This window comes from Bacillus swezeyi (assembly GCF_001969815.1).
GTDB lineage: Bacteria > Bacillota > Bacilli > Bacillales > Bacillaceae > Bacillus > Bacillus swezeyi.
Genome location: NZ_MRBK01000005.1, coordinates 73,574 through 96,586, shown reverse-complemented (window position 1 = coordinate 96,586; position 23,013 = coordinate 73,574). Strand labels below are relative to the sequence as shown.

Annotated in this window: 25 protein-coding genes and 1 pseudogene; 12 read left to right on the top strand and 14 right to left on the bottom strand. The window is 45.9% G+C overall.

Annotation, left to right across the window (positions count from 1 at the left end):
• Positions 1–62: 62 nt before the first annotated feature.
• A complete protein-coding gene (gene sbcD / locus BTA30_RS06020; RefSeq protein ID WP_076760360.1) occupies positions 63–1,244 on the top strand; it encodes an exonuclease subunit SbcD in 1,182 nt (393 codons plus the stop codon).
• Complete coding sequence (gene sbcC / locus BTA30_RS06015; RefSeq protein ID WP_076760359.1) at positions 1,241–4,633, top strand: exonuclease subunit SbcC; 3,393 nt, start codon at positions 1,241–1,243, stop codon at positions 4,631–4,633. Before sbcD ends, sbcC begins: the two co-directional genes overlap by 4 nt.
• 114 nt (positions 4,634–4,747) lie before the next feature.
• Here sbcC and BTA30_RS06010 read toward each other — a convergent pair whose 3' ends face one another.
• From BTA30_RS06010 to BTA30_RS05985, 6 genes are read right to left on the bottom strand one after another with little or no spacing between them, the layout of a single operon-like run.
• Positions 4,748–4,966 (bottom strand): spore germination protein, encoded by a 219-nt coding sequence (locus BTA30_RS06010; protein ID WP_026586331.1) that lies wholly within the window; start codon positions 4,964–4,966, stop codon positions 4,748–4,750.
• Between the two features lie 55 nt (positions 4,967–5,021).
• Positions 5,022–5,402, bottom strand: coding sequence for a spore germination protein GerPE (locus BTA30_RS06005; protein ID WP_076760358.1), 381 nt, complete (start codon positions 5,400–5,402; stop codon positions 5,022–5,024).
• Positions 5,399–5,581: a spore gernimation protein GerPD gene (locus tag BTA30_RS06000; protein WP_076760357.1), complete on the bottom strand. Its 183-nt coding sequence runs from the start codon at positions 5,579–5,581 to the stop codon at positions 5,399–5,401. The genes BTA30_RS06005 and BTA30_RS06000 overlap by 4 nt, the downstream gene beginning before the upstream one ends.
• Positions 5,578–6,183, bottom strand: a complete 606-nt coding sequence (locus BTA30_RS05995; RefSeq protein WP_076760356.1) for a spore germination protein GerPC — start codon at positions 6,181–6,183, stop codon at positions 5,578–5,580. Before BTA30_RS05995 ends, BTA30_RS06000 begins: the two co-directional genes overlap by 4 nt.
• A gap of 18 nt (positions 6,184–6,201) precedes the next feature.
• A complete protein-coding gene (locus tag BTA30_RS05990; RefSeq protein ID WP_076760355.1) occupies positions 6,202–6,444 on the bottom strand; it encodes a spore germination protein GerPB in 243 nt (80 codons plus the stop codon).
• Between the two features lie 11 nt (positions 6,445–6,455).
• Entirely contained in the window at positions 6,456–6,677 is a 222-nt protein-coding gene (locus BTA30_RS05985) for a spore germination protein (protein ID WP_076760354.1), read from the bottom strand.
• A gap of 182 nt (positions 6,678–6,859) precedes the next feature.
• Between BTA30_RS05985 and BTA30_RS05980 the strand changes: the two genes are divergently transcribed.
• Entirely contained in the window at positions 6,860–7,153 is a 294-nt protein-coding gene (locus BTA30_RS05980; protein WP_076760353.1) for a DUF3784 domain-containing protein, read from the top strand.
• A gap of 82 nt (positions 7,154–7,235) precedes the next feature.
• On the opposite strand, the gene BTA30_RS05975 is transcribed toward BTA30_RS05980, so the two are convergent.
• Positions 7,236–7,424, bottom strand: a complete 189-nt coding sequence (locus tag BTA30_RS05975) for an aspartyl-phosphate phosphatase Spo0E family protein (protein WP_076760352.1) — start codon at positions 7,422–7,424, stop codon at positions 7,236–7,238.
• Between the two features lie 159 nt (positions 7,425–7,583).
• On the bottom strand, positions 7,584–8,669 hold the full coding sequence (locus BTA30_RS05970; protein ID WP_076760351.1) for a CotH kinase family protein: 1,086 nt from the start codon (positions 8,667–8,669) through the stop codon (positions 7,584–7,586).
• A 165-nt stretch (positions 8,670–8,834) separates the two neighbouring features.
• Here BTA30_RS05970 and BTA30_RS05965 point away from each other — a divergent pair, with 165 nt between their 5' ends.
• From BTA30_RS05965 to BTA30_RS05950, 4 genes are all read left to right on the top strand, one after another.
• Complete coding sequence (locus tag BTA30_RS05965; RefSeq protein WP_076760350.1) at positions 8,835–9,344, top strand: CotG/ExsB N-terminal domain-containing protein; 510 nt, start codon at positions 8,835–8,837, stop codon at positions 9,342–9,344.
• Between the two features lie 156 nt (positions 9,345–9,500).
• The gene (locus BTA30_RS05960; protein ID WP_076760349.1) at positions 9,501–10,406 is read left to right on the top strand and encodes a fumarylacetoacetate hydrolase family protein; all 906 of its coding nucleotides are present in this window, start codon (positions 9,501–9,503) and stop codon (positions 10,404–10,406) included.
• Between the two features lie 286 nt (positions 10,407–10,692).
• Positions 10,693–11,751 (top strand): ribosome small subunit-dependent GTPase A, encoded by a 1,059-nt coding sequence (gene rsgA, locus BTA30_RS05955; RefSeq protein ID WP_076760348.1) that lies wholly within the window; start codon positions 10,693–10,695, stop codon positions 11,749–11,751.
• A 134-nt stretch (positions 11,752–11,885) separates the two neighbouring features.
• Positions 11,886–12,242 (top strand): YisL family protein, encoded by a 357-nt coding sequence (locus BTA30_RS05950; protein WP_076760347.1) that lies wholly within the window; start codon positions 11,886–11,888, stop codon positions 12,240–12,242.
• Positions 12,243–12,282: 40 nt separating this feature from the next.
• Here the strand turns inward: BTA30_RS05950 and BTA30_RS05945 are convergent, their stop codons facing one another.
• Positions 12,283–12,849, bottom strand: coding sequence for a DUF2777 domain-containing protein (locus BTA30_RS05945; RefSeq protein ID WP_076760346.1), 567 nt, complete (start codon positions 12,847–12,849; stop codon positions 12,283–12,285).
• 163 nt (positions 12,850–13,012) lie between these two features.
• On the opposite strand from BTA30_RS05945, the gene asnB reads away from it, so the two are divergent.
• Positions 13,013–14,854, top strand: coding sequence for an asparagine synthase (glutamine-hydrolyzing) (asnB, locus tag BTA30_RS05940; protein ID WP_076760345.1), 1,842 nt, complete (start codon positions 13,013–13,015; stop codon positions 14,852–14,854).
• 29 nt (positions 14,855–14,883) lie between these two features.
• Here the strand turns inward: asnB and BTA30_RS05935 are convergent, their stop codons facing one another.
• The 3 genes from BTA30_RS05935 to BTA30_RS05925 form a co-directional block, all read right to left on the bottom strand.
• Positions 14,884–16,263 carry an ammonium transporter gene (locus BTA30_RS05935; protein WP_076760344.1) on the bottom strand — a complete coding sequence of 460 codons (1,380 nt, stop codon included), beginning with the start codon at positions 16,261–16,263 and terminating at the stop codon, positions 14,884–14,886.
• A 72-nt stretch (positions 16,264–16,335) separates the two neighbouring features.
• Positions 16,336–16,677 (bottom strand): P-II family nitrogen regulator, encoded by a 342-nt coding sequence (locus tag BTA30_RS05930; protein ID WP_076760343.1) that lies wholly within the window; start codon positions 16,675–16,677, stop codon positions 16,336–16,338.
• A 203-nt stretch (positions 16,678–16,880) separates the two neighbouring features.
• On the bottom strand, positions 16,881–18,221 hold the full coding sequence (locus tag BTA30_RS05925; protein WP_076760342.1) for an MATE family efflux transporter: 1,341 nt from the start codon (positions 18,219–18,221) through the stop codon (positions 16,881–16,883).
• A 123-nt stretch (positions 18,222–18,344) separates the two neighbouring features.
• Between BTA30_RS05925 and BTA30_RS05920 the strand changes: the two genes are divergently transcribed.
• From BTA30_RS05920 to BTA30_RS22990, 4 genes and pseudogenes are all read left to right on the top strand, one after another.
• A complete protein-coding gene (locus BTA30_RS05920) occupies positions 18,345–19,208 on the top strand; it encodes a helix-turn-helix transcriptional regulator (protein WP_076760341.1) in 864 nt (287 codons plus the stop codon).
• A 48-nt stretch (positions 19,209–19,256) separates the two neighbouring features.
• Positions 19,257–19,814 carry a GNAT family N-acetyltransferase gene (locus tag BTA30_RS05915; protein ID WP_076760340.1) on the top strand — a complete coding sequence of 186 codons (558 nt, stop codon included), beginning with the start codon at positions 19,257–19,259 and terminating at the stop codon, positions 19,812–19,814.
• 57 nt (positions 19,815–19,871) lie between these two features.
• Positions 19,872–19,959, top strand: a pseudogene (locus tag BTA30_RS24375) (LacI family DNA-binding transcriptional regulator); the annotation flags it as partial.
• Between the two features lie 56 nt (positions 19,960–20,015).
• A complete protein-coding gene (locus BTA30_RS22990) occupies positions 20,016–20,258 on the top strand; it encodes a hypothetical protein (protein WP_076797467.1) in 243 nt (80 codons plus the stop codon).
• 555 nt (positions 20,259–20,813) lie between these two features.
• Here the strand turns inward: BTA30_RS22990 and BTA30_RS05910 are convergent.
• Entirely contained in the window at positions 20,814–21,896 is a 1,083-nt protein-coding gene (locus BTA30_RS05910) for a Ger(x)C family spore germination protein (RefSeq protein ID WP_076760339.1), read from the bottom strand.
• Entirely contained in the window at positions 21,893–23,011 is a 1,119-nt protein-coding gene (locus tag BTA30_RS05905; protein WP_083696944.1) for a GerAB/ArcD/ProY family transporter, read from the bottom strand. The genes BTA30_RS05910 and BTA30_RS05905 overlap by 4 nt, the downstream gene beginning before the upstream one ends.
• Between the last annotated feature and the right edge of the window lie 2 nt (positions 23,012–23,013).

Genomic DNA, 23,013 nt, shown 5'->3' with positions numbered 1-23,013 from the left:
GCCTGCTTCCCCCTAAGACATACATTGGGGGAAGTTTTGGCAAAAAGAGAGGTGGTTAGATTTTGAGAATTTTACATACAGCGGACTGGCATTTGGGAAAGACCCTTGAAGGGAGAAGCCGCCTGAAAGAACAGGAGGATTTTCTTGATGAACTCGCAAGGATTGTTAAAGACGAGAAAATCGATGCCGTCGTCATGGCTGGAGACGCTTTTGATACGGTCAATCCGCCTGCCCTTGCCGAACAGTTATTTTATGAAAGTCTTTCGGCCTTGTCTGATAAAGGAAGGCGTCCCGTCGTCGTCATCGCAGGAAACCATGATAATCCGGACCGCCTTTCCGCCGCCTCTCCGCTGACGACAGACCATGGCATCCATCTGATTGGATATCCGAAGGCAGAGCCCGTTGATATAGAAGTCGCTTCAGCGGGAGAAATCCTCTCTGTCGCGGCGCTTGCCTACCCGTCTGAATCGAGGTTGAATGAAGTGCTGTCCGAGGCGTTTGATGAAAAACTGCTGCGCGACCAGTATGACGAGAAAATCAAACAGACCTTTCAGCATATGAGCCGGAAGTTCAGAAAGGATGCCGTTCAGATTGCGGCTAGCCATATTTATGTGGCGGGAGGCAGCCAAACTGATTCAGAGCGGCCCATCGAAGTCGGGGGCGCGTATACGGTGGCAGCGGAAAGCCTTCCTGAAAACGCCGCTTATGTAGCGCTTGGGCATCTTCATCGTCCGCAGACGATCAAACGGGCCCGCACACTTGCAAGATATTCCGGCTCCCCTCTAGCCTACAGCTTTTCAGAAGCCGGATATGCGAAGTCGGTTACCGTTGTTGAAGCTGCACCGGGTGAAGCGGCATCATGGGAAGAAGTCTTCCTATCGAGCGGAAAGCCGCTTGTGAAGTGGAAGGCGGAAGAAGGGATTTCTCAAGTGTATAGCTGGCTTGAAGAAGGCAGGGACAAGAATGCGTGGGTTGATCTTGAAATCCATCTGACGGATCAGCTTTCGATTGAAGAGATTCATCGTTTGAGAAAAGCGCATCAAGGAATCATCCACATTCGTCCGGTATTTCAAGACATTCCGTCTGTTAAAAGAACGGCTCAGTCGCAAAGCGTCCCGATCGAAGAACGATTTAAAAAGTTCTATGAAAGACAGACCGGCGGAGCGATTCCTGATGATGAAACCGTAAAATTGTTTATGGAGCTTGCCTCCGGAATGGAACTTGAAGAGGGGGACGACACATGAAGCCGATTTCCCTGTCCATCAAAGGTCTGCACAGTTTCAGGGAAGAACAGGTGATTGATTTTGAGCGCCTGTGTGGTGCCGGGGTATTCGGCATCTTCGGACCGACCGGAAGCGGAAAATCATCGATACTGGACGCCATGACCCTGGCTTTATACGGAAAAGTGGAGAGGGCCTCCAACAATACGCACGGCATTTTGAACCATGCTGAAGCCGAGCTTTCCGTCTCCTTCACATTTAAGCTTCAAACCGGCCATGAAACAGCTTATAAAGTGGAGCGGGTGTTTAAGCGGACAGATGAGACAAAAGTCAAAACCTCCATCTGCCGCTTTATAGAAATGAAAGAACAACAAACGGTTTTAGCTGATAAAGCCAATGATGTGAACCGAAAAGTCGAGGAACTGCTCGGCTTGACGATCGATGATTTCACAAGAGCTGTCGTTTTGCCGCAAGGAAAATTCGCCGAGTTTCTTTCCTTAAAAGGGGCAGACCGCAGACAGATGCTTCAGCGCCTTTTCAACCTTGAGCAATACGGCGATCGGCTGGTGAAAAAGCTCAAAAAACAGGCTCAAAAAGCATATGCGAAAAAAAACGAAATGCTCGCCGAACAGGCGGGGCTGGGCGAGGCCGGAGCAGAAGCGCTAAAACGCGCGGAAAAGCATCTTGAAGAAGCCGAACAGTCATTGCAAATGAAACAGCGTGAACGTGATATGCAAATCCACCACTTTGAAGAATGCCAGGAAATCTGGAATCTGCAAAAGGAAAAAGAGAGCTATTCAAAAGATGAGGCAGAGCTTTTCAAGAAAAAGGATATGATTGCAGAAAAAGAGACTCGTCTGCACCTTGCCGAAACAGCAGGCATGCTGAAGCCGTATGCTGATGGTTTTCTTGAAGCTCAGCAAGATGCCGCACGGGCAGAGCATGAAGAAAAACAGGCCCGAGGGGAATTGGAAAAATATGAAGTTCTGCATGAAAAAGCGCAGCAAGGTTATGAGAACTTCAGAAAACTGAAGAACGAAAAAGAACCTGAGCTTCTGAAGCAGGAGGAACAGCTCACCGCTTTGAAAGAGATTGAGAAACAGCGGGCTGCCGTTCAAAAAGAAGCCGATGCAAAACAGGAAGAAAAAAGAGTAAAAGAAGAAGAGATCAAACATGCGACTGATGAATTGGCTAAGGTGAAAAATCTGCTGGAGAGGGGCGCAAGCAGACAGAATCAGCTGAAGGCAGAACTGAAATCCGTTCAGGTGTCGAGTGAAGAACGAAAAAACTGCCGGCATGCCGGCCAGCTTGCCTTTCAGATTCAGCAGCTTCAAAGCGAGGCTGCGGCGGAACAGGAACGATTGGACAAACACCAAGCCGTGATCAGAGAGCTTCAGCAAGAACAGCAAAAGCTGGACCGTATGATGAAAAGCGAGGAAGAGAATATTCAATCTGCGTTTTCCGCAGTCGAACGCGCTTATGCGATGGTTTGTGAAACGGATAGATCCCTCGCTGAGACTGTTCATCAAGCAGTCCAAAAGAGGGATGGCATTCTGGCAAATCGTGAACAGGCAAAAATGGATCAGCTGACGAGAGAGCTTTCAAAAAAGCTTAAAAAAGGAGAGCCTTGCCCGGTTTGCGGTTCTACACATCATGAAAAACCCGCTCACAGCAATGTGCAAAGCATCTTATTCGAAGAAACGGAGGCTGATTTAAAGGACGCTGAAACTGTCATAGCAGAAGCATCCGCGTTAGCTCAGGAATTACTTTCTGCCAAAGTGACTCTTGAACAGCAGTCAGATCATTTCATCAGCGAGTGTCCGTTTTTAAGCAAAAGCGAACCAGAAATGGCAGAAACCGCTGCATCATTAGAACAAGAATCGATTCCGGAACGATTCAGGCAAATCGGCTTCGAATGGAAGGGGGTCAGGCAGGACCTCAATGAAATAAAAAGCCGTATGTCCAAGCTGCTTCACGCCTACAAAGAAGCATCCAAAAAACGCGAACAGATTCGCGAACGGATCAGCTATGAACGAAAAGAGCAAGAACGGCTGGAACAGCGTGTCCGCGGGCTGAACGATTCGCTAAACGAGCAGCAAAAGAGCTTTGCCGAACAATTTGAGGGCCTGTCTCACGAACAGGCTGAAAAATGGCAGAAATCAATTGAAGAAAAGGATCTTGCCGCAGAAGAATATGAAAAAAGGATTGAAACAAGCATCCATTTTCTAGAGGAGCATGAACAGCAGAAAGATAAGCTGACTGAGCGTCTGTTTACGCTCGATAAAGAAAAACTGGATCTCCATTATATGATTGAAAGCCTGAAAAAAGAAATAAGCGATTATCAAAAAGAGCTTAAGGATTATCCTGATACAGCTGCCATAGAAGAACGGCTGCAAGATGTGAAATCACAATTGGCAAAGCTGAATGATGAGGAGAAGGCGCTGTATGAACAGCTGAAGGAAACGGAGTCGCGCATCAGCCAATTAAGAGCCCAGACAAAAGGCTGTGAGCTTGCTTTGCGGGAAGCATCGGCAAGGCTGGAAAAAGCGGCAGACGTCTGGAGGGAAAAAGCCGGAGATACAATGTTTGAGCAGGCCGCTGAAGTCAAAAAACTTCTGCTAGACGCCGAAGAGCTCGCCCGGCTGAAACATGACATTCAATCATATTGGGATCAAACAAAACAGTTTGAATCAAATCTAAAACGGATTGCGGAAAAGCTTGGCGGCAGATCGATTTCTGCGGAAGAATGGGAAAAAGCAGCCGTGTTAAAAGAACAGGCGGAAGAAGCGTTCAGTAGTGCCTTAGAGGAAAGGGGGGCAGCAGGAAAAGCGCTGGCTGTCATCCGTGAAAATCATAAACGATTTAAAGAGCTTGAAGCATCCTTGAAAGAATGGCAGACTTACATCGATCGTCTCGATAAACTTCAAGCCGTATTTAAAGGGAACAGTTTTGTTGAATATTTGGCGGAAGAACAGCTTGAGAGCGTGACGAGAGACGCGTCAGCAAGACTCGGAGGGCTGACAAGACAGAGATATGCGATTGAAGTCGATTCAGAAGGCGGATTCGTGATGAGGGATGATGCCAATGGCGGAGTCAAACGTCCTGTGACAAGCTTGTCAGGGGGAGAGACTTTCCTGACATCCCTGGCGCTCGCGCTTGCCCTTTCAGCACAGATCCAGCTTCGGGGGGAATACCCGCTTCAATTCTTCTTTTTGGATGAAGGCTTCGGTACGCTTGATCAGGATTTGCTGGATACGGTCGTCACGGCTTTGGAAAAACTCCAGTCGGACAATCTGTCGGTCGGCGTCATCAGCCATGTTCAGGAGCTTCGTGCAAGACTGCCGAAAAAGCTGATTGTACACCCGGCAGAGCCGAGCGGAAAAGGAACATCCGTATCGCTTGAGATGATTTGATTTTCACAAGGATGTGATGCCGGCGGTCCACAGGCAGCCGTTCCTTTGTATGGAGCTGATGCGTTTCCAAGCAAGCTCAGGAAAGCAGCCTCCTTCTTAACCGAAGAGGCTGCTTTATGCATTTCCGACAACATTCTGGTCGCTTACATCCGGGTCTATATAATTTGTTGCATTTATACCGCTGTTGACGATAAGGAAATCTCCTGTATTACCAGCACCAGAACCGAGTGCAGATTTTGAAGTGCTTTTTGGAGAAAGGTAAAAGGAATCGCCGAAATTCACTACTCCTCCTGAGATCTCGTTGATCTTAATAGGTCCGACAATGGCTGGCATGATTGATCGACATCCTTTTTAGAAGTCTCGGAAACAGTATATGTCGGCCGTTCGGCTATTGTGAGTTCCTTGGCGGAAGCTTTCTGATATGCTTGACTCTCGAGTCGGAAATGATGCGGCGCGTCGAGCCTACCTGGACAACTGAAGAAGTGGAGATACCTGTAACCTTAACCGCCCTGACGCGAATAGCCGGGATTTCATTGAAAAAAGCTGAAGAGACGCCGGTTTCGGGAAGCAATTGGGGAATAGGCTGCCGATAAAGCTGAAAGTCTTCCTGATTCAATGAGCCTTCATTCCCGAAAAAAAGTGAAAGGTATCGTTGGACAGCGAGAATTTTTCCCTTGAGAACAAGCTCTTCGGCATCCCCGATTTGCAGTGTGCTGGTAATCCCGATTGAATGCACTTTTAAAAATTTAACTTTTGACGTTCTGATCATGGTGATTCAGGGGCCAGCGGCACAAAAGGACCGATAATAAGAGATTCAGGCGGCGTATCAAAAATCGATGACAGGGAGATGCACTCTGTATCTCCGATTAGAAACACAGAGGAGCTCGAAACCCCTGTGATGTTAATGCTGCCAACATCAAAACAGCGGTTCACAACGGTAAAATTCATTCGTTCTCATCCCCTTTCATTTCATCAGGTATCGATTGTAGAAAATGTTCGATTGCCCGGGCGATATCCTGCTTCACATAGTCAGCCAACCGTTCAGCATGCTCCCTCGGAGAAATAGAATCATCCGGCTTTACATGTTTGACATAATAGCGGATGCGGCTGTCGATCTGCTTTCGTATGTCTTCGATGATATGCTGTCGGTTTGTATCATCAATTTTGCTGTCGTACCGATCTTCCAGCTGTTCCAGCAGAAGAGGGGTTTCTTCATTTAAGTAAGCGTCAACGATTTGTCTCGTTTGCTGCATCAGCTGGCTGCCAAGCTCCTGCTGAAGGGTCCCGATATCCGGCTGTTGCTGTGCGATTTCAAAGTTTTCCACATTATCCGGGTCTGCCGGATTGAGACCGATATTGAGCGTTCCGTCCAGCCGTTCGATCTTTAATTGATCAAATTTGTATTCGATCCGGTCGATCCGGGTGCCGGGATTTTCTTTCAATTGGTTCAATTCCGACTGCAATATGGCAATCTGCCTTTCGAGCCGCTGAATCTGTGTAGCCTGCTGCTGCAAATACCCATACCAGTTCTGTGGATTGCTTTGCTTCATAAGATTATACACCCCCGTTTATCCTGTTGTAACAGAAGGAGCCTGAAGTGGAACGAAGATCGGTGAATCCCCATCTTCAAAAGCACCATCAAAAACCTCTCCGGTCACTGGCGGGGCGGCTTCTGTGTAGCTTCCGGTATTGTACAGGTTGGCAAGCGTTTTGATTGAACCGGCGCTCCCTATCTGCAAGACGGAAGAGTTGCTGATTCCTTCCACTCTTAAATAGTTGATTTGTATCGTTTGATTGATATAAAAGTTCATGCCTTCACCCCTTACAGATTACCTGCGACCGGCTGATCGATCATATCATTGTCGTATGTGTTGGTGATGCTGTTTTGGTTGTATACGCTGACTCCGTCACCGGTATTAAAGCTTCCGGCGCCCGCAAATGTTTTAACCTCAGCATAAGGAGAAATCGTGATGCAATCCCCGACATGAACAACTCCGCTCGTACCGACGGCATTTACTTTAAAAGCTCCGACAATGGCTGGCATTAAGGCACACCCTTTACAGTGATAAAACATTTTTTAATGGGCTATACACCATATCCTATGTGGAATAGGCGCATTTGTGATTAAAAAAGAAATCCTTTTGTCTTCTATTGAATCAACAAATGAAACGTTTTCAGGGAGAGAAACGTACGAAGTAAAAGAAGTTCGGCAATGGGGGAAGTCATATGTATTTTGAAGGTCATATTCAATCAATAGCTGCGGCTCTGCTGTTTTTTTTCGCAGCTTATGCAGTGGGAATCAAAAAACAGACTTGGATTTTAAGAGGCTTTCGCCAGGAAAGAATCAGGGATAAAGATAAGCTGGCTAAAATCGCTGGATATTTCTTTTGGAACAGCGGATTTTTATTGCTGCTGAACGGCTTTGTTCATATCCCGTATCAAGAATCATTTACCCCTTCCGCCATCCTGGCTTACGGCGTTTGTACGATCATTTATGTTCAAAAAACATTGGTTGATTAGATCGCAATAGTCCACTGATGCAGACTGATGCCAGCCCCGAAAAAAACGGGAGGCGCCGTTGATCAGGATGTGGAACGGGCTGTCATGAAGTATGGCGGTTGCCGCTTTCGAAAGCTTTTTCTCTATGCAGGCTGTTTTCATGTGTCTGCATTCTTTGATTCAGCAAGTTGTCCAATTCCTGACTGCATTGAATGGCCTCTTTGGAATTGATTCCGAATTTTTGGGCGGTTTCAATTAAGGCTAGTCTTTTTGCTTCAATTTTATTGTTCATCATGGCAGTCTCCAACTTTCAATTATATTTTGAGCCGGGATTCAGCTTTGGATTTTTATGTTTCTTGATATTGATAGTATACCCTATTTTGTGTTAAAAGGATTTTTTTCGTCAATATGACAAAAAATGTGACATTTTTTTTGGTGTTTGCCGAGAAGGTTAAAACCTGGAAAGCTCTAAAAGCAAAAAGCGTTTTCTCTTTTCAATATATTGAAAAATCTGTTTCTGCTCTTCTTCCAGCTGATGAAAAGCAGTATTTGTATATGGATCTTGTTCAAGAAATGGAGCAATGTCGGCATGCCATGTTGTAAGCGGGGGTGAAAGCCTGCTGATGGTGAATTCATGCTGCAATATGTTTTTCATTAACATAAAGTATTGAGATTTAAAGGCTGGAATGTCAAGGATTCTGGCAGATAATGTATTAAAGCCTGTCGCCGGAATGCGGTCATGTTCCATTTCCTCTCCGTGAATATTCCGCCCCCATGTCGCATCATAATCCCAAGGAATGATTTGAAATGTCTTTGTCCGCTCATTTAAATAAAGAGCATAATTATGGACGAATCCGTCGAAGTTCTGGGTGCAGACGGCTCCGATGAGCCACAGCAAATATTGTTTGACATCCAAGTAGCGCTTGATTTCTTTTTCAAACATGTCATCTTTTGCAGTATTGATAAAGTAGATAAACTCTTGCAAGTAGCTGTCATGACGGTTCGAACCCAATTTTCTTTCATAGCCTTGCTGAAGGTTTTGCTTCGGCTGTTTGTCAAAAGAACTCAGAAGGGAAAAATTAGCATCGTCATCAACGGCATAATAAATAGCCCCTCCTTCTAAATGTCTCCTCTTTAAGAAAAGATCGTCAACAGATTCGATTTTTAAATAGACGCCTTCTTTTTTTTCATTTAAATAGAGAAAAACATGAGAAGCTGATGGTGAAAGAACGCCGATTTTTTCAAAAAAATAAAAGGAAAGTCTGTTGCGGATGAAAGAAGGATCGTAGAATTCGGCGTTTAAATGAAATTCTGTCTCCGATTTTTTTTCTGCCTGATTTCGATATTGAATAAAGTAAGATTTCTTTGGCAGCTTGCGGGTGTGCGCACCTCTGTATGAAATGGAGACCGGTGCTTTTCCTGAACCGGTTTGAAGCATCCCCGGAACCGCTTCATCATTCCAGACGTCCCTGTTTAAACCGAGCAGATTCTTCGGATGAATGTGCAGCCCGAAGGCCGGCAAGGCAGTGGCACTCATCATCATTTCCTCCTTTTTCAGCTGACTTATCATATGTGAAAAAAGCCTGTCCCGGAAGCGGCCTGCCTAGTTTTGAACAAAAACAGTCATTTGCCTCAGTACCCCTGTCTTTAGCTTGCGTATGATAAATCAGGACATAAAAATGTAAGAACAGGAGGTAAACTGATGAGCGATGTCCATGATCATGATATTAAAAAAGCTGTAGACCAGCTTAGGAGCGAAGGTAGAGACCATTATTTAGACCGTGAACCTGAATCCGCCGGCTCCAGCAATAGCAGGCGTTCACATAATATTTGGGATATGTGGTGGGGAATAAAACCAGACAGAAGCAAGAAACATGATAAAAGCGAGAAGTCGGATGACTGTGAAAAGCCGGATAGAAGCAAGAAGCCGGATGACTGTGGAAAGCCGGATAGAAGCAAGAAGCCGGATGACTGTGAAAAGCCGGATAAAAGCAAGAAGCCGGACGACTGTGAAAAGCCGGATAAAAGCAAGAAGCCGGACGACTGCAAAAAACCGGACAGATGCAAAAAATCTGATAAATGCTGCCGCAAACGGCACGAGCATCGTCATGGCAAGAAAACTCACCACCACAGAAGAAGCAAAAGCGGCTATGAAACCATTACAAAATGGTCTGATGGAAATTTAGAAGAAATCAGACACAGAAAGCGATAATAAGAGCGGCTTGCTGCATGGTGAGCCGTTTTTTTTCGGGCGGACATAACCGGGACTTTAGAAGCGGTTTGCAGAAATCAGAAAGGAATTTTAAAATTTTTAGAGAATATGTGAAAAGGGGAAAGAAGCTGAAATCATAACTGCGGGGGAATTTTTATGAAGTTTGCGACAGCCGAGCTGCACAGCCGTATATTTATTGGACTTGTCATGGATGATAGAATAATGGATTTGCAGAAGGCGGAAAAAAAGCTGTTTGAGCTTGAGACGATACCTGAAACACTCATCGAATGCGTCAGCGAGGGGGAGCGGTTTGTCCGTCATGTCAGACAGCTTGTTGAGTGGTCAGAGAAGAAAAACAATGAGGAAAGCGGTTCATTCATTTATCCGCTCTCAGACGTCAAATTGCTTGCGCCTATTCCCGCGCCGCGGAAAAACGTGATTTGCATCGGAAAAAATTATCGGGATCATGCGATTGAAATGGGAAGTGAAGCGGATATTCCCGAACATATCATGGTTTTTACCAAAGCGCCGACTTCGGTGATCGGGCATTTGGAAGAAGTGGACGCCCACAAAGGCGTGACAGAGGCGCTTGATTATGAAGGAGAGCTTGCGGTCGTGATCGGAAAAACCGGGAAAAACATTCCGGAAGCTGAAGCGCTTGACTATGTGTTCGGCTACACGATCATCAATGATGTGACGGCGCGCGATCTGCAGAAGCGGCATAAACAATTTTTCATCGGCAAAAGCTTGGACGCAACCTGTCCGATGGGGCCTTATCTTGTACATAAATCAATGATCGAAGATCCTCAAAATCTAAAAGTGGAGACCCGGGTAAATGGCGAGCTCCGCCAGTCCGGCCATACGAAAGACATGATATTTTCGGTAGCGGAAATGATTGAAACACTGTCCAAAGGAATGACGCTGGAAGCGGGTGACATCATTGCCACAGGAACGCCGTCGGGAGTGGGAAAGGGATTTCATCCGCCGAAGTTTCTTCATGAAGGGGATCAAGTTGATATCACAATAGAACCGGTCGGGACGCTTTCGAATAAAGTAAAATAAAACCTTGTGAAAAAATGGTTAATCTTATATAATCAAGCTATAAATTTTGAAGAAATGAGGGATGTGTGATGAGAAAGGATATTGTAATGTTTGTCGGACAATTGATCATTGCACAGCCCATGTAGCATATTAAACGGTTATCTTCAGATTGATCTGGTGATGTTCCATGGGCTGTATGCACGGCTCATGGAATTTTTTTGCTTGCACATGAAGCGCAAAAAAAGAGCCTTGTTTTCAGGCTCTTTTTTATTTTAAAGCATCAACAGATCATAAGGAGGAAATCGCATTGAATTTATCAGCATTAGGCATAAAATATATAAGCGGAGATGTAAAGGATGTAAAAGGTTCGGGACTAGTTTTAGGAAGAGTGGCTCTTGAGCATAAGAGGCTTTATCGGATATGGACGGAAGAAGGAGAATGGCTTGCTGAAATTTCCGGTAAACTGAGGTTTGAAGCGGAAAGCCGTGAAGATTATCCCGCTGTCGGCGATTGGGTGTATATGCGCCCGCGGGAGGATGAAAAGAAAGGACTGATCGTTGAGATTGCCCCCCGTTTCAGCAAATTTTCGCGAAAGGCGGCGGGTGATCCGGCAGAGGAGCAGATCACGGCCGCTAACATCAACACGATCTTTCTCGTGAATGCCCTCAACCAGGATTTTAACATTAGAAGAATTGAACGCTATTTGCTCCTCGCCTGGGAGAGCGGAGCAAATCCTGTCATCATTCTGAGCAAAGCGGACATCGGCAGTCAGATAGAAGAAAAAATAAGGCAGGCCGAATCAGCTGCATTCGGTGTGCCGATCCATGTCATCAGCGCCCATGAAGGAAAAGGGATGGATGAGCTAAAAGCGTATGTCAAAGAGGGAGAAACCGTTGCGCTTTTAGGCTCATCAGGCGTTGGGAAGTCAACAATGATCAACTTCTTTCTGGAGGAAGACAGGCAAGCCGTCCAGGAAGTCCGCGAAGATGATGATAAAGGGCGGCATACGACGACCCACAGGGAGATGTTTCTGCTGCCAGGAGGGGGCCTTTTAATCGATACGCCAGGAATGAGGGCCCTGGAACTGTGGGAATCAGAAGAAGGTTTCCGGCAGGGGTTTAGCGACATTGAACAGCTGGCGCAAACCTGTAAATTTTCCGACTGCCGCCATGATGAAGAGCCTGGCTGTGCGGTGCAGGCGGCACTTTCTTCCGGAAAGCTGGATGCCGGCAGATTTCAAAGCTACCTGAAGCTGAAAAAAGAGCTCGAATACCTTGCCAGAAAAACGGATAAACGAGCGATGCAGCAGGAAAAAAACCGCTGGAAACAGATTTCGAAAAACATGAAAAAACACAAAAAAAGATAAAATCGGAAAAGACGCTGATGTTTCATTTAAGCGTCTTTTTGACGTGAAAATGACAGCGTTCACATGCTTTGTTTAATGGACAGGTTCATGATAATATAAAAACGATACCTGATCTGATAGGGGGAAAAACGAATATGACGCATATGCATATTACAACTTGGGTCATCGCGCTCATTTTAGTGATCGTTTCTTACGGGCTTTATTCTGCCGGAAATCGCAAAGGCGCAAAAATCGCACATATGATTCTCCGCTTATTCTACATTTTGATTATCTTAACCGGAGCAGAGCTTTTGTTCAGGTTTACGGTATGGAATGGAGAATACATAGCAAAAGCCGTGCTTGGCCTTGTTACAGTCGGATTGATGGAGATGCTGCTGATTCGCAGGAAAAAGGAAAAATCGATCACCGGGATCTGGGTCGGCTTCATTGTCGTCCTGCTCTTAACGATCGCACTCGGACTCCGTCTTCCGCTAGGTTTTAAAGTGTTTTAATGACGGACACCAGTTCTCGCGTTTAAAGGACTGGTGTTTTTTATGAAGGCGGTTTTGACGCTGAAATCGTTACGATCCGCTCGCCGTTGGAAGTCGTCCATTCAAATCTGTCCTTTCTCTCATCCTTTCGTTCATAATGGTGCTGGAGGGCGCAATGCTTCACATCGTTTGAAAACTGATAAAATGAAACACCTTCTGCATCCTTTTTCTCCGCTGAAAAGCATAAGCTGTTATAGGCGTAGACGCAATCAAACACGGAAAAACCAAGGTCGTTCAGCTGATCCAAAAAAGAGTAAAACTGTCCGTCTTCTAAATCATTTAAAAACGCTAAGAACGCCTGTTTTACGATTTTGAGGTAGCGGATCGGTTCACCGCCGCTTAATTTAACGGTCTCTGATCTTTCTGTGATGGCAAACCGGTCGAACAGTTCCGCTTTCAGCCATTCGCCGTCTATGCTAATGAAGACGCCCGGGCTTTTTAAACTTTCAACTAAAAATAAATCTCCTTCTTCATTTTCGATCAGGCAGATCCCGTCCTCCATTAAAATGTTGCCGTAAATCCATTTGCGCTTCTCTCTGTAGATTCGTTTTTCGCGTTCGATGTCCATGGCGGGTCTCCTTTCCTTCTTCGTTTTTTCCAAAACGGGCTTGTCTCATACAAGGATCTGATGGACAATTCAACTATTGTTTTTAAGTGCATAAAATAAGTAAAGTGACAAAGGAAGTGAAGCCTAAAAAGAGACAGATTATTAGAATTGGAGCTGATCGACAATGTGTGGAATTACGGGGTGGGTGGATTTTAAAAAACCGCTTGTCCGAGAACAGTCTGTCATGGAGAAAATGACTGAAACACTGTCAAAAAGAGGACCTGATGATACAAATATTTGGGGGAAGCACCATGTTTTATTCGGACATAAGCGTTTGGCCGTTGTGGATATAAAAGGCGGCAGACAGCCGATGACCCGCACACATCAAGGAAGCTGCTATACGATTTGCTATAACGGAGAGCTTTATAATACGGAGGATTTGCGAAAAGAGCTTCAAAAGCGGGGCCATCAATTCAAGGGCCATTCCGACACAGAGGTTTTGCTTCATTCATACATGGAATGGAAGGAAGAGTGCATCCACAGGCTGAACGGAATATTTGCTTTTGCAGTGTGGGATGTAGAGCGTGATCTTCTGTTTGCCGCTCGCGACCGGCTCGGAGTCAAACCGCTGTTTTATTCTGAGCAGGGCACGTCATTTCTGTTCGGATCGGAAATCAAAGCGATTCTTGCCCACCCTGAAGTAAAGGCGAGGGTGGACCGCCAAGGCTTGGCTGAGATTTTCGGACTCGGTCCGTCAAGGACGCCGGGGAACGGAGTCTTTAAAGGAATTAAGGAAGTGCGTCCAGGGCACGCCATGCGGTTCTCGAAAGACGGCTTAACGATTTGGCGCTATTGGAATGTCAAAAGTGAAGAGCACACGGACACCTTTGGCGAAACGGTAGAGAATGTACGGTTCCTTTTTGAAGATGCTGTCACAAGGCAGCTAGTTTCCGATGTTCCCGTCTGTACGTTCCTGTCTGGCGGGGTCGATTCGAGTGCGATTACGGCGACAGCCGCCAAACATTTCGAAAAAGAAGGAAAAGCGCCGCTCCATACGTTTTCGATCGATTATGAAGACAATGAGCAATACTTTACATCAAGCTCGTTTCAGCCGAACGCCGACGGCCCGTGGATCAAAAAAATGTCCGAAGCATTCGGAACCGTCCATCATCATTGTGTCATTTCCCAAAAAGATCTGGCCGCCCACTTAGCGGAAGCTGTGATTGTCAGGGATTTGCCCGGGATGGCTGATGTTGATTCGTCACTGCTTTGGTTTTGCAGGGAAATCAAAAAGGATTTTGTCGTCAGTCTGTCCGGGGAATGTGCCGACGAAATTTTTGGCGGATATCCTTGGTTCCATTCGACTGAGGATGTGAAAGGTTTCCCATGGATGAGGTCGATGGAAGAACGGATCGGTCTTTTGCAGGATACTTGGCAGGAAAAGCTGAACCTCAAGGAATATGTGATGTCCAAGTATGAGGAAACGGTTCATGAAACACCGCTTCTCGACGGGGAAACAGGCGAGGAAAAAAGAAGGAGAGAGCTGTTTTACTTAAATATGCTCTGGTTTATGACGACGCTCTTAGACCGGAAAGACAGGATGAGCATGGGCGCAAGCCTCGAAGTCCGGGTTCCGTTTGCCGACCACAGGCTGGTTGAATATGTATGGAACATTCCGTGGGACTTCAAAATGCACGAAAACCGAGAAAAAGGCGTCTTCCGCAAAGCGTTGGAAGGGATTTTGCCGAATGAGGTTTTATACCGCAAAAAAAGTCCATATCCGAAAACGCATCACCCTGGATATACAAAAGCCGTGAAACAATGGCTGGAATCTTTGCTGAATCAAAAAGACTCGGCGCTGCACGTCTTTTTAGACAAGAAAAAACTCGATCAGCTGATCGAGACAGAAGGTGCATCATTTCAAGTTCCTTGGTACGGACAATTGATGAAAGGACCGCAGCTAATCGCACATCTTGCCCAAATTCATACTTGGTTTGAAACATACAGGATTGATATTGAAGAATAGAACACCCGGCGGCTGCCGGGTGTTTTTGATTAGATCTGTTCCGTTTTGGATGATGGGCCAGGCTTTAAGTTGTTTAGCCGTGAGACGAGATCCGTTCCGAAATCAGAGCTGATTTCCGTGTCGCCCTGGTCGAGGTAGCTTTCTTTATACTCATAAGCAGAAGAGCCGTGCTCAGCGTAATCGAGTCCGGAAATTTCTTCTTCTTTGGAAACCCGGATTGGAGCAGCAGCTTTCATCACCGCGGCGACGACCGAAGTCGCTGCAAGGGTCCAGCCGGCAATGGCCAATACACCGACGGCTTGAATCCCGAGCTGGGAGATTCCGCCTCCGTAAAAGAGTCCGCTCGATGTATTGAAGAGCCCGACCGCAAGCGTTCCCCAAATACCGCATACACCGTGGACGGCAATGGCGCCGACCGGATCATCAAGCTTCAGAATCTGGTCGATGAACTGGACACCTGCCACTAAAATGACACCTGCGATTAGGCCGATCAAAATGGAACCTGTAAATGATACACCATCAGCCCCGGCCGTGATGCCGACAAGTCCGCCGAGCGCCCCGTTTAAAGTCAAGGAAGGATCGATTCTGCCGTAGCGGAAATAAGTGAACAGCGCTGAGCTGACAACTCCGCCTGAGGCGGCTAAAAGGGTTGTCGTAATGACGTGCGGCACTGCTGCGGGATCGGCCGCGAGCGTGCTGCCGCCGTTGAAGCCGAACCAGCCGAACCAAAGGATAAAGACGCCGAGGGCGCCGAGCGGAATACTGTGGCCCGGTATGGCGTTCACTTTTCCGTTTGCATATTTGCCAATACGAGGACCGAGAAAGATGACGGCGGCGACCGCACCGGCAGCACCTGTCAAATGAACGATTGCAGACCCTGCAAAATCGATGAAACCAAGGTCATAAAGCCAGCCTTCCCCCCAAGTCCAATGGCCGACGACCGGATAGATGATGCCGGTCATAAACAGCGTTAAAATCATGTAGCTGCCAAGTTTCATCCTTTCGGCGACAGCTCCTGAAATAATCGTCGCGCACGTAGCGGCAAACACGGCCTGGAAAACGAAAAATCCGATATTTTGGTCACCCGCCAAAGCAAATCCGTTTGTGCCGATGAACCCGCCGGCGCTGTCTCCGAACATAAAAGCATAGCCGGCAAGGAAATATAGGATCGAGCCGATCGAGATCGTCAGGAAATTTTTCATTAAAATGTTTAAGGTGTTTTTCGCTCTTGTAAAACCTGACTCGACCATCGCGAAGCCGGCGTGCATGAAAAAGACGAGCAGGGTGCCGATCGCCACCCAGGCCATATGAACAGAGTCGTTGACCGACTGTACCGTCGGCTCTGCGGCGAATGCCGATGCTGTAAGAAAAAAGCTTAGAAAAAGTACGAAAGATATCTTTTTCTTCAAAAAAATCATCCTTTCTTAAAGTATTGACAGAGAAGCAGACGAGGCAGCTGTTTCTTGCTTTAGAACCGGTGTTTAAACGATCGCTTCTTTTCCGGATTCCCCTGTGCGGATCCGAATCGCGTTTTCTATAGGAAGCACAAATATTTTTCCGTCGCCGACCGTATTTGTTGAACATGTGCTTTCAATAATTTGGATGATTTCATCGACGTTTTCAGATTCAATGACCATTTCAACTTTTACTTTTGGCAGCAGTTTGATTTCATAGGCGGTGCCGCGGAAGAGCGCTTGTTTTCCTCTCTGCTGGCCGCAGCCGGCGACTTCTGAAACCGTTAATCCGTTTATGTCAACCTCTTCAAGCTTTTTTCGGAGGCGAGGAAACTGTTCAGGACGTATAATCGTTTCGATTTTTTTCAAAATGTATATCCCCCTTTTTGTTGATGTGAGGTTTTATCACGTGTATTGTTATGTTTATTATCATACGTAAAAATAAAGTGAAAATCAATATGAATTTTCAAAAAAATTAATCTATTAGACCTATTCATCATCAGGGGTGTTCTCATAGACTTATATTTGTGTTAACTTTTATAACAAGAAAACCGGCTTTCATTGAAAGCCGGTTAAGCTGCAAACCCTTTTTGAAGCCATATCTTTGATCTCCATCTTCTGTACATGAAAATCCCTCTGACCCATTCATCCGCAATAAATGAAAACCAAATGCCCGCCAGGCCGAAGCCAAGCTGAATTCCGAAAATATAAGCGATGGGAAGCCCGATCCCCCACATTGAGACAATCGCCATATAGACGGGATACTTTGCGTCGCCGGCTGCTCTTAATGAGTTGATAATGACGACATTAAATGAGCGGCCTGGTTCCAGAATGATTGTCAAAACAATAAGTGCGCTGGCCGTGGCGATGATATCAGGGTTGCTGCTGAAGATGCCGATGAGCGGCTTTGAAAAAACTGCGAAAAGAACCGAAGTGATGGTCGTGATCGCCAGTGCCCACCACAGGCTTTTCAAGCAGCGGCTGTAGGCTTCGTCAAATTGCTTCGCCCCGATATGGCGTCCGATCAAAATTTGCGTTCCCTGGCTGATCGCAGTTCCAAAAAGCATGATAAACATCATCAAGTTTTGCGTATATACTTTTGTCGTCAGCGCCTGAGCGCCCATCAGCGTGATAAAATAGGTAACGATCATCTGTGACGCGTTATAGGAAAGCTGTTCACCGGCGGAAGGGATGCCGATTTTCAGCAGCTTCTTTAAATGGCTTTTTTGCATGAAAAACAGGCGTTTTGATAAAAGCGGCATACCGATTCGCTTTTTGACGAGCAAAGCGATCGCTAAAAGCCCGATGATGCGCGCCGCCGACGTAGACAGCGCAACACCTGCAACACCCAAGACCGGAAAGCCGAACGGTCCGAAAATCACAAGATAGTTGCCGGCGATGTTTAAAATATTCATCCCGATCGTTACGGCCATCGTATCTTTTGTATAGCCGTAACTTTTTAAAATGGCGCTGAACGTCATAATGAGCGCCTGGATAAAGGAAAGACCGCCGACGATCTGCAGAAAGATGCCAGCTTCGGCAAGCAGCTCAGCTGACAGCCCCATCATCAATAAAAGCGGTTTGGCAAAAAGATACATCACGGCACTGATGAACAGACTGATCATAAAATTGGTACTGATGGAAACATATCCGACTTCCATCGCTTCTGTTTTTTGCCGCGACCCTAGAAATTGTGAAATAATCACCGTTGTGCCTGTCGCAATGAAACCGAACATGACAATGACCAAGTTCAGCATTTGGTTGCTGACGCCGACGGCTGCCACGCTGTCATCGGAGTATTGGCTGAGCATCAGGGTATCAGCGTTTCCCATCAGCATATATAATGAAACCTCTATAAAAATAGGCCAAGTTAAAGAGAATAAGGAGAGGTTTTGAGTATTTGTTTTTTTCATGGCGCCTGACCACCTTTCTTTTCAAAAATCCGTTTAATAGTGTACCGTCATTTTTCTATAATAAGAAGAGACGAAACCGATACTTTTTGGAGAAATCCGACCAAATCAAAAGGGGGAGAGAACATGGAACATATCATCTTCACGATCCCGCCGCTCCCCGTTTTGATCGTCTGCGGCGAAGGGGTGTTCAAAAGAGGGGAAAAGCATGTGAAGCGCGAATACCCCGTCTTTGACCTCTTATATGTGATCAAAGGGGAATTGTTTTTGACAGAGGACGGCGTGCCTCACCGCGTTCGGCAGGGGGAATATATCATCCTCGTCCCCGGCCTCGACCATTACGGACATCAGGGCTGTGATGAGGAAACCCATTATTTTTGGCTCCACTTTCAAGAGACATCCTATGAATTGGGGCAGAGCGGAGGAAAGAACTGGACAGAGCTCAAGCTTAAGCAGGGAACGTTTGAAACGCCGCCTCTATATCATTTGAAGCTTCCGAGGAAGGGGAAGGTCGATCAAAAGGCGTTCATTGAAAAGCAGTTTCGAAGTTTAATTGATGACACCGCCGAAAATTCAGATCTGCCCCTCAGAAAGCAGCTGCTGTTTGAAGAGCTGCTGATTCATTTGCAGAAGGAGGCGTTTCATATTCCTTCCGCAAATGAACGGGTCGCATCAGAGGCCCAGCGCTATATTGACCGGCATTTTAAAGAAAAGCTGAGCATGGATCAGCTTTCAGCGGCCCTTCATTACCACCAGGACTATATCACCCGCTGCATGCATAAAGTGTTTGGTATCACACCGGGGCAATACGCCAATAAAGCGCGGATTCTTGAAGCGAAACGGCTTCTTTCTGTGACAAACGACAAGCTGTCATCCATCGCAGAACAAGTCGGAATCGATGATCCAACCTATTTTTCCAAGCTTTTTAAACAAATAGAAGGAATTTCGCCGATTGAATACCGAAAGATGATAAAGAGGAATATTGAATAAAGCCTTTCATATCGACCATAGCCTAAAAGCGGATCGGAGGAGAAAAATTTGGCGTCCATCTATGGTGATAAAGTAACACTGCGGCCGATAACAATGGATGACCTGCCTGTATTATGGAAGATGATTTACGGAGTGAAAAAACCTGAGTGGAAAAAGTGGGATGCGCCTTATTTTCCGCTTCAGCCTGAGCCTTATCAATATTTCGCCGACTCATTTTTGCCGGCTTTAAAAGACAAGCCGCCGCGCTATGCGGCGATCGAGATCGGGGGAGAACTGAAAGGAACGGTTTCTTATTATTGGGAATGCCGGCCGACACGCTGGCTTGAATGCGGGATCGTCATCTATGATCCGCGATTTTGGAACGGAGGATACGGTACTGAAGCCGTTTCATTATGGGTCGGCTTTTTATTTGAAAACATCGATGTGCCGAGAATTGGGATGACGACGTGGTCCGGAAATCAGCGGATGATGAAATGCGCCGAAAAAGCCGGGTTTACGATGGAAGGGCGCATCCGCAAAGTCAGATATTATGACGGAATCTATTATGATTCAATCAGATATGGCATTTTAAGGGAAGAGTGGGAGCGGATTTGCTGCTCAAGCTGAGACGCTCTATAATATGATATTAGAAATCTTCCTAGTGGAATTAGATGAGGGGACGAAATGAAAAAAACCATTTATGATGTGGCGGAAGCGGCGGGGTTTCCATTCCACTGTCTCACGGGTGATCAACAATACTGGGAGAATCAGCAAGACAAAAAGTATTTGCCGTCATGATCGTGACACCGACGAGCCACGCATGCTGAAGTGATCAAAAAAGCGGCAGACCATGGAAAAAAGCCGATCGTGACTGAAGTAGCCGTTGAAGATCGCGATTGCGGCAATCGAATCTTCCTTAACCGGCAAGCCTGTAAAGCTTCAGTATCAAACAGGGCAGATTTAGAAAACGATGGGGGAATATGGATTAGGAGGCTCGGTTCTCTTCATGCTCAAGTCGGCTTTCAAAACATAAAGGTGAAAAAAGCTGCGCAGCATCGAAACAGGTTTTGATCGAATTTCCAACATCGCATTCTTCACGAGCCAAAGGAAACCGCCGCCTCCTGCGGGCTCACAATATCATCTGCCAAATTGATTTTAGCCCCGGCTTAGCATAGAAGCGATGCCGAGATTGAAAGCAGTGGCATTGGCAAATCGCTGTATAGAAAAACGTTGGATGTGATCAAGCCCTTCCTTCTGCTCAAAGACTGGACCAGAAAATGCTTGCAGCAAACTGATAAACATAGCAAGGACTGCCAGTCATCCAGCTTGGCATCGAGCCGGTCCGCTTGGCCGATGATATTCTTAAACCTGTCCATTTGAACAGATCGTCTTGAGACATGTATGAATTTGTTCAGTATGTGCAAGTTCCAAGCTGCAAAAAACGCCGGCTTCCCTAACGTCTCTCAAGGTTCTTAAGGGGAGCTTCTTCTTTTTGATATACGTCAGGCACCCCCGGAGGAAACAGCAAGGTTCAGCCGGGATAGGCCGGCTTCCTGCTCATTCTTCGCAACCGATGATCCAAGTTCAGTGCAATTTGAGTACCATGGAATCGTTCTTCAGCCATCCTTACCGCGAATTGACAACAGGCCTGAGATTCACTTGATAATCGACATTAACGTCCATGTTCTCCCAATGCTTCAGCCAGTCTTTGTTGCTCATCGGCTTTGTAAACGGGAACAGGGCTTCACCGCCGATTTCAAGAGGATCAGCTTTGATCTCCTGGATTTCTTTAAGTAGCTCTGTTGACTGTTTCTCCAATTCAGCTTCTACATCTTTGACGAGCGTTCGAAACTCCCTTTGATTTTGCAGATCTTTATCTCCGGTGTACTCTTCAATTCCGGCATCCACTTTCACTTTCATGGATAGCGACGTATTTTTTTTGTTCAAGTCCATATAGACCATTGAACGAGCCTGACCGAGAACGACAGAAAGCCGGGGAAGCTCCAGAATTTTAAGGTACTTGTTATTGTGGATCAGCTGAAATATTTGATCATTCATCCCGGCAAGAATTTTCACCAGTTTGTCATCCTTAAAAAGGGCCGTGCCTTCGTATGTGAAATGATTTTCATTCGTTTGGAAAACGGGAACATAAGGATCGGAAAAAAGAGTGTACAGCTGGTTTTTGAATTGATGCAGGTTGACAATGCTCATTTCTCCTTGGTTTGCTTTTTCGAAATGCCTTAATGTCTGATATAGATAGAAATCGAACTTTTCGCTTTGCTTCAGTTCGCTGAGCATGTATTTTTCAAAGTCACCCTTGACGATCATCAGGTAAAGGCGCTGAGGGGTTTTTGGATCGTTCAGCAGTGTGTTAATGATCGAAACGACCCCTTTTCTGGCCAGTTGTTCTTCAATCATCACCATCCGGAGCTGCCCGTTTTCCAGCTCATTGTAATAATCTAAATTAAAATGCTTGCCGGCTTGTTTGATCATGTTAACCTCTTTATTGAATATTCGTTTCTTCTCAAGTCCCACCGGCGGGACTAATGTGCTCATTGACAGTTTTTCTTTTTTTCCTTTCTGTATATACCAAAATGTAACAGGAGAAATCTCTTCAATCTCATGATTTTCAACAAATGGAGAACAGCCTTGTGCTATAAAAAGGCTGATCATTAGAGAGCATAGTAAAGATCGTTTTCCTTTCGTCATGATATACGCCTCTTTCGTTTAGCCGCTGCTGCAAGCAATGAAGGAACAAGGGCATAAGTAATGGCTCCTATCGAAACTTCCAGCAAAAACCACATGTCCTTCTGTTCACCGGATTCCCAAAACCATGTGCTTAATATGAGGGAGCATGCCAGAAGCAAGAGAAAACTGATGAGAAATCCTTTCCGGGTCACCGGTTTCGAGACTTTTTTGAAAAGGATCCGGACACCGCCGTACAAACATAATAGAAAGATGGCGATGACAAAAATAAAATGAAACATATGGGCAGACAGCAAAAAGGTGTCGATCCGCTCAAGTATCGGTGATTGCAAATAGCGGAGCATATTCAAGACCGGGAAAATGGTTTCACGCAAATAAGAGGAGCCGTAAAAGAATAACGAAGACACAAACAGAAACAGATATTCAAAAAGAGAAATCGAATTTCCGATTGATAAGTATTTCAGAACATGATCATGTTTTTTGAACCAGGGAGCCAGGCAAATCAGGTACTCGGGACCGGAAAATGCAGACCAAGTGACAAGCAGCGTTTTCCATGATTGTTTCGTCCACTCAAAAGGAATAAGCGGATATAAATCATTCAGTGAAGCGATCGGGGGAAAGTAAAACCGGATAAATAGGAAAACGATCCAAAACGAGGATAAAAACGCGATAATTGCAAACCTCATCGTATTTTCCATTCCGCGGGAAGCCGCATAGCCGCTGATCAAGACGACAAATAATACAAGCCAGTTTATATTGATGGCGGGAAAGATAAAATGGCGGACCGTTTCCGCATAACTCACGATCATAATAGCGGTTTTTATAAACAGCTGTATCAAGCTGATCAAAACGAAAAAACGGAGTTTACCTTCACCCATAAGTTCTTTGAAGCCCTCATATCCTTTGGCGGCATAAGGAGAGGAAAGCCATTTGGATAATATCAACAAGTTCAGCTGCGACAGTATGCCGATGACAAAAATTCCGAAAATCATATACGGATGAACCAAGTACATCGGCAGAACCAGGATGAAAAACAGAACCTGTGTGCGATTAAGGATAATGATCATGTATAAACCGTCAAGAGGTCTTGTTTTTTGAAATAACGTAAAAGGACTCACTT